Origin of the sequence: Nostoc paludosum FACHB-159 (genome assembly GCF_014698835.1) — a bacterium.
Classification (GTDB): domain Bacteria; phylum Cyanobacteriota; class Cyanobacteriia; order Cyanobacteriales; family Nostocaceae; genus Nostoc; species Nostoc paludosum.
Map to the genome: position 1 here is coordinate 19541 of NZ_JACJTU010000001.1, position 16068 is coordinate 35608.

Consider the following 16068-nt stretch of genomic DNA (forward strand, 5'->3'; position numbering starts at 1 on the left):
TTTCTCTTTTTTTAGTCATAGCCTTTGTGGCCAAGTTTTAGGGCTACGGCTAGCATGACTCGTGATTGAGAGCGTGTAAGATTTTTTTTATAACTTTTGTATGGCTTTGTTCTAGAGAAAGAATTTCGATTATCTAATCGGGTGCGGCGTTGAATGTATTGGCAATATCGCCATTTCGATCTACAGGAAGCCTTGTCCACGAGAATACAGCGACATCAGGAACTATAGAACGTCCTCCAAAAGTACAACGTAATTCTGGAAAAGCCCAACCCATTTTTTGTACTTTGATAACAGAATTGATTGTGGGGCAGAGTTCTCCTTGAATAGTGCTATGTTTTCCTTGAGGTATGGGCTTTTGAATAATTTCACCGTCGATATACTCCAAGGTGGGCTGAGTTTCTGGTAGTACCAGAAATTCTTCTAGGGTTAAGATTTTATTTGGTACTTGTACCATTGTTATCCTTACCTCAACTTAATTTCAAAACATCACTCATGGTTGCACAATAATTTGATAACCCAAAACTGCTAGGATTAACCGCATTTTCATAAGTGAAATCCCGATAATTCATGCAAAACCTATCCCAAGCAGCCATGCGAATGCGGAACAAAACAATAATCAAATTTGCTAAAGCTATAGATACGGGAATGCGAAAGTAAATCTTTTTGCCAAAATAAGCACAAACTTCTTCCACTGCTTGGTTAGCAGTTAATTTTGCTTGACCTAAAACAAATCTACGTGGTTGCTCTTTTTCAGGAGGATGTTCAATTAAATATCGCACTACAGTTGCAATATCTCGCCCGTGGATAAAATGAAAACTACCATCTGCATTCAAAAAGCGAATCAAATTAATATATTTGGTGACTTCTGTAATACCAGATGAAACAGCAGAATAGGGTTTATTAGCATCACCACCCAAAACTATAGTTGGAAAAACCGTGGTGATTTTAGGCGCTATTTCTAATTTTTCTTTTTGATGTAAGCATTCATATTTGGAGCGGATATAATCTGTACCGATTTCTCCAGCTTCTTTTAATGGTTGATTGTGGTTATCCAAAACGCTAGCTGTGGAAAAATAAATTACCTGTTGGCATTTATTTGGATCTAACAGCTTCATCAACTCTATTGTTTTGTTGACATTTATATCAAATGTCTGTTCGCCACCCCAAGCTGTAGCAGTGAGTACCGCTATATCAATTGTTGATAATAAATCTGCAAATTGGCTAATGTTTTGCATATCACCTTGCAAAACATTGATACCTGGACGTGCTTGAGTATCAACTTGCAGTTTAGCGGGGTTTCTAACTAGCAGAAACAGTTCGTAATCTGTTTCTTGAATTAAGGCTTCTGTTAAATAATGACCTACACAACCACTTGCACCAGTCACTAAAATCCGTTTCTGGCTCATAAATAATTTATAAAAAATTAAGAGTTAAAAACCAAGATTTAAGAATAAAGTTAAAAGTTCCAAATCAAGGTTAAGAAGAAAAAATAACTTTCAACTTTGCAACACTTTATAGGTCATAGCTTTGCAAATTTTAGATTTTGCGTCGCAGCTTTGGTGGTTTTCAAGAAGAATTTGGATTTTGGATTGCAGAAAAAATCCAAAATCTAAAATCGTTCGACTGAGCGTAGTCGAAGTCTAAAATCCAAAATTGAATGGCTCCTAACCTTTAACTCCTGCCAGATTCAGTTGCTTTGCGGTTTCAAAGAAGAAAGCGACATTTTCTTCTGGAGTTTCTGGTAGGACACCGTGACCGAGATTGAGAATGTGACCCCAATTGCCGGCTTTGCGAACGGTATCATAAATGCGATCGCGGATAAATTCTTTCGAGCCAAATAACACACCTGGGTCAAGATTTCCTTGGACTTTGACTTGTTTGCCCAATCTTGCCCGTGCATCTGCCATATCCACTGCCCAGTCTACAGTAACGATATCTGCACCGGATTTGCCCATTCTTTCCAACACACCAGCACTACCGCTAACTAGCAAAATCAACGGTGTATCGGGGTGGGTTTGTTTGATTTGCTGGAAAACTCTTTGCTGATAAGGCAGAGCAAAGGTGTCATAATCTTGGGGGCTTAATTGACCCGCCCAAGAATCGAACATTTGTACCACTTGAGCGCCAGAGTCAATTTGGTAACGGGCATAGACGGCGATCGCATCTGCTAATTTTGTTAACAATTGATGCAAGATCGTCGGGTCAGAAAATGCCATATTCTTGATGATGGAATAGGTTTTAGAACCTTTTCCTTCCACCGCATAAGCAGCTAACGTCCACGGCGCACCCACAAAGCCCAACACTGTTGATTTATCGCCTACTTCCGAGCGTAGCGCCTGCAAAATTGTTTTGATGAATGGTAAAGCTGCTTCTGGTTCTAGGGGACGCAGGTTATCAATTTGTTCTTGAGTGCGGAGAGGCGAATGAATGATTGGCCCTTTACCTTCGGCAATGTCCATATCAATACCCAAACCAGGTAATGGGGTGACAATATCAGAAAATAAAATTACTCCATCTGGCCCGAAAGCTTTCCACGGTTGCAAGGAAACTTCAATTGCCACTTCTGGAATTTCCGAGCGATCGCGAAACGAAGGATACTTATCTCTTAAGTCTCGATATGCTTTCATATATCGTCCCGCTTGTCGCATCATCCATACAGGGGGACGATCTACTACTTCACCACGAGCAGCCCGTAAGAGATGAGGAGTTGTTAACGAAACACCCATTTATCACTTCATCCTAAGTCACTTTTTTATGCCACTGTTTAGCTTATCATTCCGGGATTACGCTTTTTCAGAATTCAGGGGACTGGGGGCTGGGGACTAGGGACTGGCGACTGGGAAATAGGATAAAACAGGAATCAATATTGAATTGGGAATTGGGCAAACAGGGCATGGGGGAAAGGGAAAGGGGGAAAGGTTAAATTTATCCCTTTACCCTTTACCCTTTAACCTTTTCCCTCACCTGACTCATCTCCCTCATCTCCCACTCCCTACTCCCTAACCTCTTATGCAATCTGACTCCAACAGTCCCGATCGCTTTACTTCTGCTAATAACGAGCCTAACCCAGGAAAATTTTTGATTCCGCGATCGCAGCGACAGAAATTCTTTTTTCAGTTTACCTTAATGACCCTCATCGGATGGGTTGTCGGTGGGGTTGCCAGTATCGCTTTAGAGAAAGTTATTCTCGAAAATGTATCACTAGACTCGCAAATGTGGAGCATTGTGGTTAGATGTCTGAGCAACGTTGCGTTTGCGCTGATTTTTGCCGCCGATCAAGCCCTTGTCGTTTCTCGATATTTATCTGGTTGGCAATGGATATTTGCTACTAGTGTTGGTTGGTTAATTGCCAACGGTGTTTCTACAGCTTGGATTAACTATATTTCATCCATTGCCTCATCCTTCAATGAAGCTTTATCCCCCGAACAGACTTTTCTTTTGGGATTTCTAGGAGCGATCGCTTATGTAATTTCTGGTATTTGGCTAGGGATTTGCCAATGGCTGGTATTAAGAAGATATACAGCAAGCGCTTGGTGGTGGAATTTTTTACCTTCAATCTCTTTCTTGTTAATTACTATTTTGATTTGGTTGCTTTTTATTGGGCAAAATTTAATTCCAGAAGCAAACCGTAATTTTATTTTATATTGGAGTGGACAAGGATTTACAGCAATTGTTCTCGGAGCTATACCAGCAATTGGCTTGTGTACTTTAAAAAGAAATTCACCTCGCCAAAGTGAAATTTCTCGATGAATTTTGTTGTGATAATTCTTCAACTATAGGCTGGCATGAGTATCATACCAGGGTTCCTTGATGTTGAGCGTATCTAGCAACATCTTTCCCCCTGGTAATTTGGAAATAATCCCGTTTACTCCAAGTATTCTCGAACTCCAAAAAATATCTTTGTATACCTTGATTATTTCACTCTCCGAGAGCCAATTACCTGGTGTTTCTTCTCCAAAAAGTCCGCTAGCGCCATATTCAAATTGATATGGAATATACTGCCCTTCTAGTGCTGGTGAGGGACAAACTTGGTTCGGTACTTCCGCTTGATTGATGGCTTTGAATTTCTGATAACCAAGTTCTTTAAATACTGCAAACTCATTAAGCAAAGCATTCCAAGAAGTTTTTGTAGATTCTATAGAGATAAATTTTGGTTTACTTTCAAACTGTTTTAATGCTTGTACGCACAATATTTCAGTACCTTCAATATCAACTTTGAGATAGTAGGGAATACCAAACTGTTCCAAGATTTTTTCAAATCGGCATCCTTCTACAGTCATCTCAACAAAAGGCGTACTAAAGGTAATTTCTTTATTTTTCACTCTATCTAGTGAAGTTGTACCCCAAAAACTTCTATCTGAATTAGTATAAAATGTGACTGGCTCATCTTTGGTTGATACAGCAATATTTAGGAGGGTAAGCTGACCATTTTCAATGTAGTGATTTAGTCGCTCTTTTACTGATTTGTAAATCTGAGGATCGGCTTCTATACCAATAACTCGAAAGCCTTTCTTTAAGTAAAACTCTGTATCTTGACCTGTGTGAACCCCAACATCAATTATTAAATTTTTGTCCATAAATTCCTTTGTTTTTTAATTCTGTATTTCCAAACTTTTTACGAGCAAGTTTTAAACATTGCTATGATGTGATATTTATCAATCATTAATCGCTAATGTCCCTGCATCTGCGTTCAAAGTTGCTTTTACGCCCACTGGTAACGCTGCATTGGGACTACCGTGACCAAAAGGCAAATCAGAGACAACAGGAATCCCCAAATCACCCAAGCGATCGCGCAATACTTCTTCGACGCTAAAGCTAGGCACATTTGGCGGGGCTTCACAACGAGTAAAACCGCCCAAAGCAATGCCGCGCACTTTTGCCAAACCACCACTTAAACGCCATTGTGTAAGCATTCTGTCGATTCGATAGGGCGCTTCTGTGACATCCTCCAGTGCCAAAATCACACCATCAAAATTTGGCTGGATTGGTGTACTTAAAAGATGAGTTGCTACTGTCAAGTTTCCTGGTAACAAAACCCCAGTTGCAATCCCACCACCCCAACCACAACCTTGAATAGGAGCAACACAACGACCTTCCACCCAATCAAACAATCGCTGGATTGACCAATCTGGCTCATCACCAAGAGTCGTCAGTACAGGGCCGTGAACGCCAGAAATGCCCACGTTATAAAGGCTCCATAGGAGTGCGGTGATGTCAGAAAAGCCAATCAACCACTTGGGAAGTTGTGAATTTTGTTGCCAATGCCAATTTTCTAAGATGCGGGTGCTACCAAAACCACCTCTGGTACAGAGGATACCGCGACAATTTGGGTCTTGCCATGCTGCTGCTAGCTGGTTGCGGCGATTTTCATCTTTACCTGCTAAATATCCCCATTTGTCATCTATCTTGGGACTGATTTCAACTTGATAGCCACGCGATCGCCAAATTTCTATACTTCGTCCAAATGCCTCAAATTCTCGTAAAGCACCGCTAGGAGCAATGACTCGCAGCAAGTCACCAGGTTTGAGGGGTGCTGGCAGGATTTTAGATTTCATTGAGGTTGTATGGAATCCCAAATTGAATCGAGGTTGGCTTGGGCTTTTTCAAGTGCTGTTTCTGGAGATGCACCAAGCACGGTGGCTTCAATGGCTCGACCAAGAGCATCAGATAAACGACTATAGCCGGGAATAATTGGTCTATAACCTGATACAGGCATGAGGTCAAGAAAAGTTTTCAAAACAGGTTTTTGCTTGAGCAATTCTTGATAAGCTTGACTTTGTGCTGATTTAATATTTGTTGGTAAAAAGCCCGATTTAATACTCCATTCTGTTTGAAATTCTTCACTCAAAATGTATTCAAAAAATTTGAGTGCGGCTTGTTCTTTTTCGGGTGTAGTTTTCATCAAAAATAAATTTCCAGTGCCTTTGACTGAAGCTTGCTGGACATTTGCAGGTATGGGAAAAACTTGAAAATCCACATTAGACTTCATGATGAAAGTCCAGGGGCCTGTAATTTGCATCGCCACTCGGCCTGAAATAAAAGCGTCTTCCTCATAACCTCGCTCTGGGGGAGAAAGGGTGGCTGAACCATCTTTTAATAGATCTTGCCACAATTTTAACGCAGCGATCGCTCCCGGATTCGTCAAATTTGGGCGATTATTGGTGACAATCTCTCCGTTAGCACTTAATAAAAAGCCGAACCAACTAAAGACAGTCCATTCTCCTTTTCCTAAAGGCAATAACATTCCATATTGTTCGGGTCGATTGTCGCCATTGCGGTCTATAGTTAATTTTTTGGCAACTTCCCTCAATTCTTCCCAAGTTTTAGGTGTTTCCGTAATTCCTGCTGCTTGGAAAAGTTTAGGACGGTAAAAAATGCCCATATTAGCAGTAGTCAGAGGAATTGACCACATGTGACCATCAAATTCCAACTCTTCAAATAAATTAGGAAAAATTTCCGACTTTTGTGGCAATTTTGCAAGCCAATCTTCCAGAGGTCGAATTGCTTCTAATTCTACAAACTGACCTGTCATTTGTGGAGAGAATGACAACATATCTGGAGATGCATTGCCAATCACTGCTGTCAATATTTTCGGTAATATTCCGTCTACTCCTACATAGATAGATTCTACATAAACGTCAGGATGAGTCTGATTAAATTTATCTATTAGTTTATTGAATATTTCCCGATTACCCGGTGGATTCGTACTGTGCCAGAGTGTGACATGAATTGCACCGTTGTTTTTTGGTGTTGTACTTTGACAACTAGATAAAAATAGTAGAGAGATTAGGATAATTCCTAAAAATAAACTTCTCCATTTATAGCTAGTATGCTGCTGAAATATATTTAGTATTTTGGGAAGGCAAAATGTAATTTTCATACCAAATATTTAACTAAATTTAAGAGATTTTATCCATAAAAATCTTGGTAGTACTACTTTCAGATCTAGTATAAACATAGGTTTCTGGCTGTTTAATTTTTTGAGTTTTAAAAATTTTTTCGGCGCGAGACCACAAATCTGCATCTTCTCCATAATGAATATTATTAAATCCTTTCAATTCCCAGAAGACTTTTCTTTTGCCGAAAAATGTCCCGCCTACAACACATTCGCGAATGCTAATTTTTTCACCTGGTTTAAAAAAATCAGCAACGAAAAACTCTTCTTCGATTTCCCATCCTCCTTCGATTAAATCAATTTCGGGATTAGCTTTCATATATTCAAATCGTGACTCTAGATGATTTGTTTTGTATGTGTCATCGCTATCTATGAATGTGATGTAGTTCCCGAAAGATGCTTGAATCCCGGCATTTCTCCCATAAGCAGCTTTACGATTTTGGTGTTTTAGATAACGGATATTATTGAATTTTTGCAAATAAGGATTGACAACTGTAAAAGTGTTATCTTGGCTACCATCATCAACGACAATTAGTTCCCAATCATGAAACGTTTGATTAATAACACTATCAATGCAATTATTTAAATAATTTTCCCTGTTGTACGTACTTAATATGACTGAAATCTCTGGAATAGGATTAAAATTGATAGTATTCATCAGTCGTCTTAATAAATTGCTTAATGTGAGTTTAACAACAAACAATAAAAGCGTCACTACCAAAATCCAGACTCAATAAACTGATTCAATATCAATTCACACCTAATTTAAAATTCCGTGGTTTTGAATCAATAACTATTCTGAATTCTGGATTTTGAATTTTCATTTCCAGCTTTTTCCCAGACTTCGTTCGTTGCAATAATAGCGTTCTCAGCTACTAGATTTTTACTGCTTAAGGCTTTGAGTAGTCCTGCCCATATACTGGTGCGATCGCCATGAATATCATATATATACTTAAAGCTGCCGAGACTCTTAGCTAAATTTATATGAGCCGTAATTAATTTAATCCATTTGTTCAGTTTTCCTACAACTGTATTACTAGAAGATGTACTCATTGCCAGAAATTCTGGATGAAGTGATAAATAAAGTACTATTGGTTGATAGTCTTTAAAGAAGCCAGCTAATGTTGGAATCAGCGAATATTCTCCACCTTCAATATCCACTTTAATAAATAGAGGTGGCTGCAAACCTTCTTTTTTGACAAATTCTTGGAGATTCATAGATTTAACTAGCCAACTTGTTTTCAGATCTGAAAACAAAACGCTACTCATGGAATCTCCTCCTTCTTCTCTACTTCCTAGTCGAGCTTCACCAGATTCAATTCCTATCAAAGCTTGGTAAGTTTTAATATTAGAAATATTAGGATTTAAATTAACATTAGCCAACATTTCCTGATATGCTACAGGATCGGGTTCAAAACCAAATGCTTGTTTAGCTAGTTGAGCTGCATAAAGCAAGGTTGGGCCTATCCATGTTCCCACATCTATATATGTGACATCTTTAGATATGAAGCGATCGAATACTTTGAAAGTTTGGGGTTCCCATTGCTCATCATTAACTTTTTCCCAAAAATCCTGATATTTGCTTTTAACAACTTTAAAATTAAAACTATTTTTTTGGATTAAAAGTGTATCTTCTACCATTTTTTTAAGTTAGAAACGGCTGTAAAATTTTAACACATAACTTTTATCCCATCTTCTAAAAATTCGCTACTGCCACAACTGCCTTTGCCATAGGCCATATGGGGACAATCAAGATTTAGTCCTCAGGAAGTCGGAACTAGGGGCAAACAGAACTTTAGCGGGTATAAAGAAAGCGATCGCTCTTGAGATGCCGTTTTATTGAAAAATATTCTAAGTAATTTTATGGCTGATGTTTAATTATCTATAGTTTGGAGCCAGCAGTTGTTTAAACTATAGAAACATAGGTGGCATAATTATGCTTGTGAGACTGCTGCCTATAAAGGCAAGTATTCAATAGTGTTCAACCACTCATCCTGCTCAGAGGCTTGTGCAATTAGCTCTAAATCTTTGACGTATTGCCCAATTGTACCTCCTAATTGATGTCCAAAAATCATTCCTGCAAATGATTTACCTTCGCGTTGCCAATCCTGAGCCATTGCCTTGAAGCGAATATCTTGTGTAAAAATTACTCGCCCCAGCAATCGAGCACGTTCTAAAAGTTCATCGTCGGGTAATTCATCTGCATTATCCTCGATCGCAGTGAGAACATTTACATTACGGCGACGAAGCTGATCGGTAATAGCTTGAGGAACATGAACATCCATGTACAACTTAATTGTCACTTATAAAAGTCCTCTAGCCCTCATCCGTATAGCAAAAGGAGAACTTGCAGCTTGAAATTTCGCTTGTTGTGCTTCTTCCCATTCAGCGCGAATTTCATTGTCAATCTCATCTTGGTGGTCAAAGTAATACCCCATAGCTGCGTAGGCTTCAGCAGGTTGTAAGTATGGATGCTGGCGGCACATCTCTTCAACCGACCAGCCATAGGCTATGTAATCCATTACAAGTTGAGCAACTCGAATGCGAGGCAGTCTTTGTAAGCGAGCAGCCTGACTCTGTAGCTTTTCTATGTGAGGGTAAGTAATTTCAGAGGTCATGGCAGTCTTGTGAACTGTTGAAAATTTCAATCTAGCATAGACTAATCATCCACTCGAATAATTCGTACATTTTTTTATACTTCAGTTCTTAGACTATCTCTAATTCATATCGCTCTTGAGATGCCGTTTTATTGAAAAATATTGTAAGTACTTTATCTAAAAATCAAAGCTTGTGTTTGACCACATATCCTTTGGCGTCAGTAATTTAGAACGCAGTCTAGCTTTCTATGATGCTGTGCTTGCACCGTTAGGCATCAAGCGGCTGTTTAATTTGACTGACATTGCTGGTTATGGTGCTGACAATTTCCCCAGGTTTTGGCTTGTGAGTCGCCAAAAGTTCACCCATGAGGTATCGAGGGGCTTTCATTTAGCATTTGTGGCTAATAATCGCGCAGCTGTGGATGCTTTTTATGAACAAGCGATCGCATCAGGAGCTAAAGACGATGGTAAACCAGGATTGCGCCCAAATTATCACCCCAATTATTATGCCGCTTTTGTAATCGATCCTGACGGATATCGCATAGAAGCTGTTTGTCATGAACCAGCATAATTGGGCATGGGGCATGGGGCATTGGGCATGGGGCAAAGGGCAAAGGGGAAAAGAAAGATCCCTCCTTTTCCCTTTTCCCTTTTACCTTTCCCCTTGGCGAAGCCATCTTCCCACCTCCCTCATCCCCTACTGTGGCAAACCCTCTACCTGCATTAAATCTAATTCGCGTTCAAATATTTCATCGATGGGCAACATTTGACCATCACTAGTCATAAATTTATGGTCTTTTGTTGCCCGAATTACTGAACCGTCTTCTAAGCAATATTCAAACACTTCTTGCTGTCCGCGATCGTGCCACTGTGCAATAGGTTGACTATAAATATTTCCATTATTATCAACACTGTATACACTACATTCAATGTTTTTTTCTACAATCTCGCCAATCGGCAAAAAGCCATATTCTACCGTTAAAATTTCCGTATCATAGCTTAAACAATATTCAGCAAACTTCAACATTTGCTCAAATAATTCATCAGCTACTTGTTTTTTCACACCATTTTTTGCCGCACCATCGACGAATTTTTCTCGCTGCTTTTGCATCTCCGAAACTTTCTTTTTACCCATCGCCCGACGCAGCAAATCAGCTTGACCTAAGGAATATCCAGCCATATCCTGAGCAATTTTCATGATTTGCTCTTGATAGACCATGATTCCATAAGTCTCGTCTAATATTGGTTCTAAAATATTGTGTTCGTAATCAATTGTTTCTCGACCGTGTTTGCGGTTAATAAATTTAGGAATCAGTCCCGCATCTAATGGCCCCGGTCGATAAAGTGCCAAAATCGAAGAAATATCTTCTATATTAGAAGGCTTCAAATCTCGAACTATTTGACGCATTCCAGAAGATTCTAATTGAAATATTCCTTCTAACTCACCAGCTTCTAATAGTTCATAAGTTTTTCTGACTTCGTTAGGTAAAATCGTATGTTCGCCTTTGGCTAATATCCTTTGGGCTTTTCTTTCGTCCCGCGTAATTTCATCTGGATCAATACGATATCCTTTGCTTTCTTCAATTAAATCGAGGGTTTTTTGAATTAGTGTCAGGTTACGCAAACCCAAAAAGTCCATTTTCAACAAACCCAATGATTCCAGGTCTTCCATGAAATACTGAGTAATCACAGAACCGTCATTATTCTTTTGTAGCGGTACAATTTCATCTAGTGGTTCATCTGAAATCACTACACCAGCTGCATGGACACCAAAGGTTTTGTTAGTTCCTTCAATTCGCATCGCCATATCAATCCAATGGCGAACTCTTGGGTCTTTATCATATTTTTCTTTAAACTCTGCTTCTGGAGTCGCATCAGAAATCATCACCTTGAGCTTAGTTGGTTTACCCCGCACCACAGGAATTAATTTCGCCATTTTGTCGGCTTCACCATAAGGAATATTTAATACTCTGGCGACATCTTTCAAAACGGCTTTAGAAGTTAAGCGGTTAAAGGTAATAATTTGAGCAACTCTATCTGCACCATATTTCTCTGTTACGTAATCAATAACTTTATCGCGTTGTTCAATACAGAAATCCGTATCAATATCAGGCATGGATTTCCGTTCTGGGTTCAAAAACCGCTCAAATAATAGCCCATGATGTACGGGGTCAATGTTAGTAATTCGCATTGCATAAGCGACTAATGAACCAGCGGCCGAACCTCTACCAGGGCCAACGGGAATATTATTATCTCTTGCAAACTTAATGTAGTCCCATACAACTAAAAAGTATTTGGAAAAACCCATCTGCTGAATCATTTTGAGTTCGTATTCCAATCTTTCTTTATAGACGGGATCTACTTCATTTCGTGATTTGCGATTTAATCTTTCTAAAAGTCCAATCCATGCAACTTCTTCAGCGTAAGTATCAGCAGTATGACCAGACGGAATGGGGGGAGTAGGAATTTGAGGCTCACCCATAATATGGTAAGGCTCGACTTTATCGGCGACTTCTTCAGTGGTGGCTACAGCTTCTTCAATTACATCATCTGGTAAATGGTCGCGAAATAGCAGCTTCATCTCTTGGGCAGATTTGAGATATTCTGTGCCGCTATAACGCATCCGATTATCTTCAATAATTAGCTTGCCAGTTTGAATACACAGCAAGGCGTCGTGGGCTTCAACGTCAAAACAAGAAATAAAATGGGAATCATTGGTAGCAACAAATTTAATACCTAATTCCCGCGCAATTTTGACTATTTCGACATTCACAATCCGGTCTTCTTGGGAACCGTGGTCTTGAATTTCTAAATAATAATCATCACCAAATACATCTTTATACCACTGAGCAACTTTCCTGGCTGCATCTGGTCTCCCACTGAGAATTGCTTGGGGAACTTCTCCGCCCAAACAAGCACTAGTAACAATCAAGCCTTCATGATATTGTTTGAGTAAATCTTTATTAATACAAGGACGAGAAAAAATTCCTTTGCCTTGAACGCCTTTGAGATTAGAAATACTAGTTAATTTGACTAAATTTTTGTAACCTTTTGTATTTTTAGCTAAAACAACTTGATGATATTTGGGACGGCGTTCCTGTTTCTCAATATCGCCGTTAATGATATACATTTCGTTACCGATAATCGGCTTAATATTTTGACTGCGGCAAATTTTAATCAATTCAACCGCACCATACATGACACCATGATCGGTAAGGGCGATCGCTTTCATCCCCAATGCGATCGCTCTTTCCACCAACTCTGGTAGCTGACTTGCTCCATCAAGTAAACTGTAGTCACTGTGAATATGCAAAGGCACAAAGGACATAAGCGTCTCCAAGCACAAGCCAAAAATATCTCTCAGGGGCTGACCCTTTCAAGCCGGATTTTGCAAAGCAACGGGATCTTAGATTAGCAGTTTTTACCCAAAAATAAAGCTTTTGTTTTTCCGGATTTGCCACTGTCACAAGTGTTGTTTTAATAGTTACAGCAGTTCATCCGCATCTAACCAATGAGCCATCCAGACACTACTACTTCGCCTGAAACCAAAGCTAGGCCTTGGTGGCAGCGTATTCCTCTGACGTTACAAATTGTAATCGCCCTCGTAGCCGCCGTTAGCGTCGGAATTGCCCTTGGTGCAGGAAATCCCAGCCCCAGCAATGCCACCCTAATTAACAATTTAGCAATTCCAGCTGAGTTAGTACTAAAGGCTCTCCGTGCCTTAGCTACCCCGCTGATTTTGGTAGCGGTGCTGCATACTTTAATGACTACAAATATCCCTGGTACCACCGGACGACGGCTATTTGTGCTACTTTTAACCAATACCTCCGTAGCTATTTTAGTCGGACTTTTTGTCGCCAACGTCCTGCGTCCGGGAACTTGGGGCAATGTAGTCACCTCAACAAATACACAAATCACAGCTCAAAACCTTGACCCTTGGGGACTCGTCAAAGATGCAGTACCAGAAGCAGTCCTCAAGCCATTAGTTGATAATAACGTCATTCAACTAATTGTCATTGCCTTGAGTTTTGGCATTGTACTGCGGGGATTAAAATCCGAACAAATCGCCCAAGGAAAAAACGGATACCAACCCATTGAAGATGTCATCGGAATTTTGTTTGAAGCGGTAGTCCGCATCCTCAATTGGGTAATTGCCTTGGTACCCTTGGCAGTCTTTGGGATTGTGGCTAAAACTGTTGCCAAAGAAGGTTTTGCCCCCTTTCAATCTTTAGGCGCATTCATCATCGCGGTGCTGGTAGCACTGTTATTACAAGCGTTTTACTACCTCACCAGAGTCAAATTTGGTTCTTGGGTAGACCCATTGAAATTTCTAGCTGGTGGTTCTGATGCCTTTTTGACGGCTTTTTCGACTTCTTCCTCTGCGGCGGCAATGCCCATAACCTTCGAGGTTTTGCAAACAAAAGTTGGTTTAAGAGAATCCTCTGCTGCGTTGGGGGCGTTAGTAGGAGCAAATTTCAACAATGATGGCACTGCTCTTTATGAAGCGATGTCTGCATTGTATATTTCTCAACTAATTGGGCAACACCTAAGCTTAGGACAGCAAGTAATTGTCATCCTCACTTCGATTTTTGCATCCGTGGGTGCAGCGAATATTCCCAATGCTGGGCTAGTAACAATGACGCTGGTGTTTACTTCTGTAGGTTTACCTACCCAGTACATAGCTTTGCTAGTGACTGTAGACTGGTTTTTGGATCGTTGCCGCACTGCGATTAATGTCATGGGAGACATGACTGTTAGTACTTTACTAGACGGCAAAAAGCCCCGTACTTTAGACGAGGCTTAGTTTGCCTTTTTTTGATAGATAATTATGGCACTTACCAGATAGATTAGGACATTAACCTAGCATAAAACCCGCACACAAAAAGATTTTCAAGCCTATTGCCTGCTATCGCTAATGCTGTTGGGGCCCTTTCGCATCACATTCTTTAGTCCAGCAGCGTTCTAGCATCTGAAGACGCCAAGCCAATGCAAAACGATGGGGATTCCATACTAATTTAGTATCAGCACTAAATAAGGGTTGGTTCAGATATTGCCAAAGAGGAAATTTAATTTTGATGTCTTTTGGAGTCATAAGAACGATAAATATTAAAAAGTTTAGTGGGAATAGTTGACCTTTTGTCTAGTAACCGCCTGACACTGTTTTTCTAGTTAAAGACTACACTGGGTTTCTACAATTGTCTTGGTGGCAATTGCGGAAATTCCGCACTTCGATCGTGTTGTCTACGCTTTAATACTTAAATTCAATCTAACTTTTCATTTGTGTCTGGAAAAGCTCTCTCCGAATATCTTCCGTTATCGGTTATTGATACCGTAATTTTTCTTAACATTTATGAGAACGATAACTCATATGGTAAGTAAATTTTAGAGCTTAGTTTATAAACTTATTAAGTTGTCGCAAAAAATTAATGGCATCACTTTTTTGATGGTAGATATAGCGAAATTATGGGGGTAAAGCCCATTGTTTATAGGCCTATACTTAAATCATGTAAGTAGCTGAAGTTTTTTGGTAATAGCAACATTCATCTCAAGATGACTAAAATATCTGCAAAAATCTTTAGTCTAGTTCACTAGACTTTAGCTATTAGCGTAGTAATTTATTATTAGACAACCGTTGATAATTGTCAAACAATGTTTTCACAATTGTTAAGAAACATTTAATTAATGAATGCTTACGAAAACAGAGAGTTTGACTTTTACCAAAATAGAATTCGGCGTCAGAATTGAGTCCAATCCAGGCGCTTTTCGATTGAGTTAAGTATTGCTTAAGGAAACTTCCGTTGTCGCACTTCTAAAGCATAATCTTGCACAGCTTTAGTAATTGTGTCGCGTAAATTTGTATAAACTTTGGCAAATGGTGGACTCTTTTCTGCCAGACCAAGTACATCTGAGGTCACTAAAACTTGACCATCACAGTAAGGCCCTGCCCCAATACCAATTGTCGGGATGGTAAGTTTTTGTGTAATTTGCATTGCCAAATCTGCGGGTATATGCTCTAATAGCATGGCAAAAGCGCCAGCTTGTTCGAGGGCGATCGCTTCATTTAAAATTCTCTCACTGGTTTCTTGGGTTTTACCTTGTTGTCGCAAACCGAGTTGATGTACTGATTGCGGCGTCAAACCCACATGACCCATAACTGGAATTCCGGCTTGCACCAAACGAGCCACAGTTTGCACCATTTCTGGATAACCACCCTCTAACTTCACACCTTGCGCTCCAGTTTCTTTCAAAACCCTGCCAGCTGAATGTATCGCTTGTTGGATGCTTTCCTGGTAGCTCAAAAACGGTAAATCAACCAGTAAAAAAGCGCGTTTAACTCCTCGACGTACAGCTTTGGCGTGGTAGATCATCTCATCTAGAGTTATTGGCAGAGTTGTTTGGTGGCCTAAAACTACTGCCATCGAGTCACCCACAAGGATTAAGTCTACACCAGCTGCGTCGAGGAGTTGGGCGATCGCATAATCCCAGGCGGTCAACGCCACAATTGAACGTCCCTGTTGTTTCCATTGAATTAATTGCTGGGTAGTGATTGCCATTGCCAATTTTGGATTTGAGATT

General features: G+C 39.9%; 14 protein-coding genes and 1 pseudogene. 3 read left to right on the plus strand and 12 right to left on the minus strand.

The annotated features are described in order from the left end of the window. Positions 1 to 61: 61 nt before the first annotated feature. The 3 genes and pseudogenes from H6H03_RS00075 to hemE form a co-directional block, all read right to left on the minus strand. Positions 62 to 454, minus strand: a pseudogene (locus tag H6H03_RS00075) (Uma2 family endonuclease); the annotation flags it as partial. Between the two features lie 13 nt (positions 455 to 467). Continuing rightward, positions 468 to 1406, minus strand: coding sequence for an NAD-dependent epimerase/dehydratase family protein (locus H6H03_RS00080; protein ID WP_190953049.1), 939 nt, complete (start codon positions 1404 to 1406; stop codon positions 468 to 470). A 258-nt stretch (positions 1407 to 1664) separates the two neighbouring features. Then, on the minus strand, positions 1665 to 2726 hold the full coding sequence (hemE, locus tag H6H03_RS00085) for a uroporphyrinogen decarboxylase (RefSeq protein WP_190953050.1): 1062 nt from the start codon (positions 2724 to 2726) through the stop codon (positions 1665 to 1667). Positions 2727 to 3009: 283 nt separating this feature from the next. Between hemE and H6H03_RS00090 the strand changes: the two genes are divergently transcribed. Then, positions 3010 to 3750, plus strand: a complete 741-nt coding sequence (locus H6H03_RS00090; RefSeq protein ID WP_190953051.1) for a hypothetical protein — start codon at positions 3010 to 3012, stop codon at positions 3748 to 3750. Positions 3751 to 3773: 23 nt separating this feature from the next. On the opposite strand, the gene H6H03_RS00095 is transcribed toward H6H03_RS00090, so the two are convergent. The 7 genes from H6H03_RS00095 to H6H03_RS00125 all read right to left on the minus strand — a co-directional run bounded on the left by H6H03_RS00095 (position 3774) and on the right by H6H03_RS00125 (position 9513). Continuing rightward, on the minus strand, positions 3774 to 4577 hold the full coding sequence (locus H6H03_RS00095) for an FkbM family methyltransferase (RefSeq protein WP_190953052.1): 804 nt from the start codon (positions 4575 to 4577) through the stop codon (positions 3774 to 3776). 78 nt (positions 4578 to 4655) lie between these two features. After that, positions 4656 to 5555 (minus strand): S66 peptidase family protein, encoded by a 900-nt coding sequence (locus tag H6H03_RS00100; protein WP_190953053.1) that lies wholly within the window; start codon positions 5553 to 5555, stop codon positions 4656 to 4658. Further along, a complete protein-coding gene (locus tag H6H03_RS00105) occupies positions 5552 to 6880 on the minus strand; it encodes an ABC transporter substrate-binding protein (protein WP_190953054.1) in 1329 nt (442 codons plus the stop codon). Before H6H03_RS00105 ends, H6H03_RS00100 begins: the two co-directional genes overlap by 4 nt. A gap of 19 nt (positions 6881 to 6899) precedes the next feature. Further along, positions 6900 to 7553, minus strand: a complete 654-nt coding sequence (locus tag H6H03_RS00110) for a glycosyltransferase family 2 protein (protein ID WP_190953055.1) — start codon at positions 7551 to 7553, stop codon at positions 6900 to 6902. 128 nt (positions 7554 to 7681) lie between these two features. Then, positions 7682 to 8536: an FkbM family methyltransferase gene (locus tag H6H03_RS00115; protein ID WP_190953056.1), complete on the minus strand. Its 855-nt coding sequence runs from the start codon at positions 8534 to 8536 to the stop codon at positions 7682 to 7684. A gap of 314 nt (positions 8537 to 8850) precedes the next feature. Continuing rightward, complete coding sequence (locus tag H6H03_RS00120; protein ID WP_190953057.1) at positions 8851 to 9198, minus strand: DUF5615 family PIN-like protein; 348 nt, start codon at positions 9196 to 9198, stop codon at positions 8851 to 8853. Further along, positions 9199 to 9513, minus strand: coding sequence for a DUF433 domain-containing protein (locus tag H6H03_RS00125; protein ID WP_190953058.1), 315 nt, complete (start codon positions 9511 to 9513; stop codon positions 9199 to 9201). It abuts the gene before it with no gap. Positions 9514 to 9685: 172 nt separating this feature from the next. On the opposite strand from H6H03_RS00125, the gene H6H03_RS00130 reads away from it, so the two are divergent. Further along, entirely contained in the window at positions 9686 to 10063 is a 378-nt protein-coding gene (locus H6H03_RS00130; protein WP_190953059.1) for a VOC family protein, read from the plus strand. 126 nt (positions 10064 to 10189) lie between these two features. On the opposite strand, the gene H6H03_RS00135 is transcribed toward H6H03_RS00130, so the two are convergent. Continuing rightward, positions 10190 to 12820, minus strand: a complete 2631-nt coding sequence (locus H6H03_RS00135; protein ID WP_190953060.1) for a DNA polymerase III subunit alpha — start codon at positions 12818 to 12820, stop codon at positions 10190 to 10192. A 183-nt stretch (positions 12821 to 13003) separates the two neighbouring features. Between H6H03_RS00135 and H6H03_RS00140 the strand changes: the two genes are divergently transcribed. Then, positions 13004 to 14296 carry a dicarboxylate/amino acid:cation symporter gene (locus H6H03_RS00140; protein WP_190953061.1) on the plus strand — a complete coding sequence of 431 codons (1293 nt, stop codon included), beginning with the start codon at positions 13004 to 13006 and terminating at the stop codon, positions 14294 to 14296. Positions 14297 to 15275: 979 nt separating this feature from the next. Here the strand turns inward: H6H03_RS00140 and panB are convergent. Then, positions 15276 to 16046 carry a 3-methyl-2-oxobutanoate hydroxymethyltransferase gene (gene panB, locus H6H03_RS00145; protein ID WP_190953062.1) on the minus strand — a complete coding sequence of 257 codons (771 nt, stop codon included), beginning with the start codon at positions 16044 to 16046 and terminating at the stop codon, positions 15276 to 15278. Between the last annotated feature and the right edge of the window lie 22 nt (positions 16047 to 16068).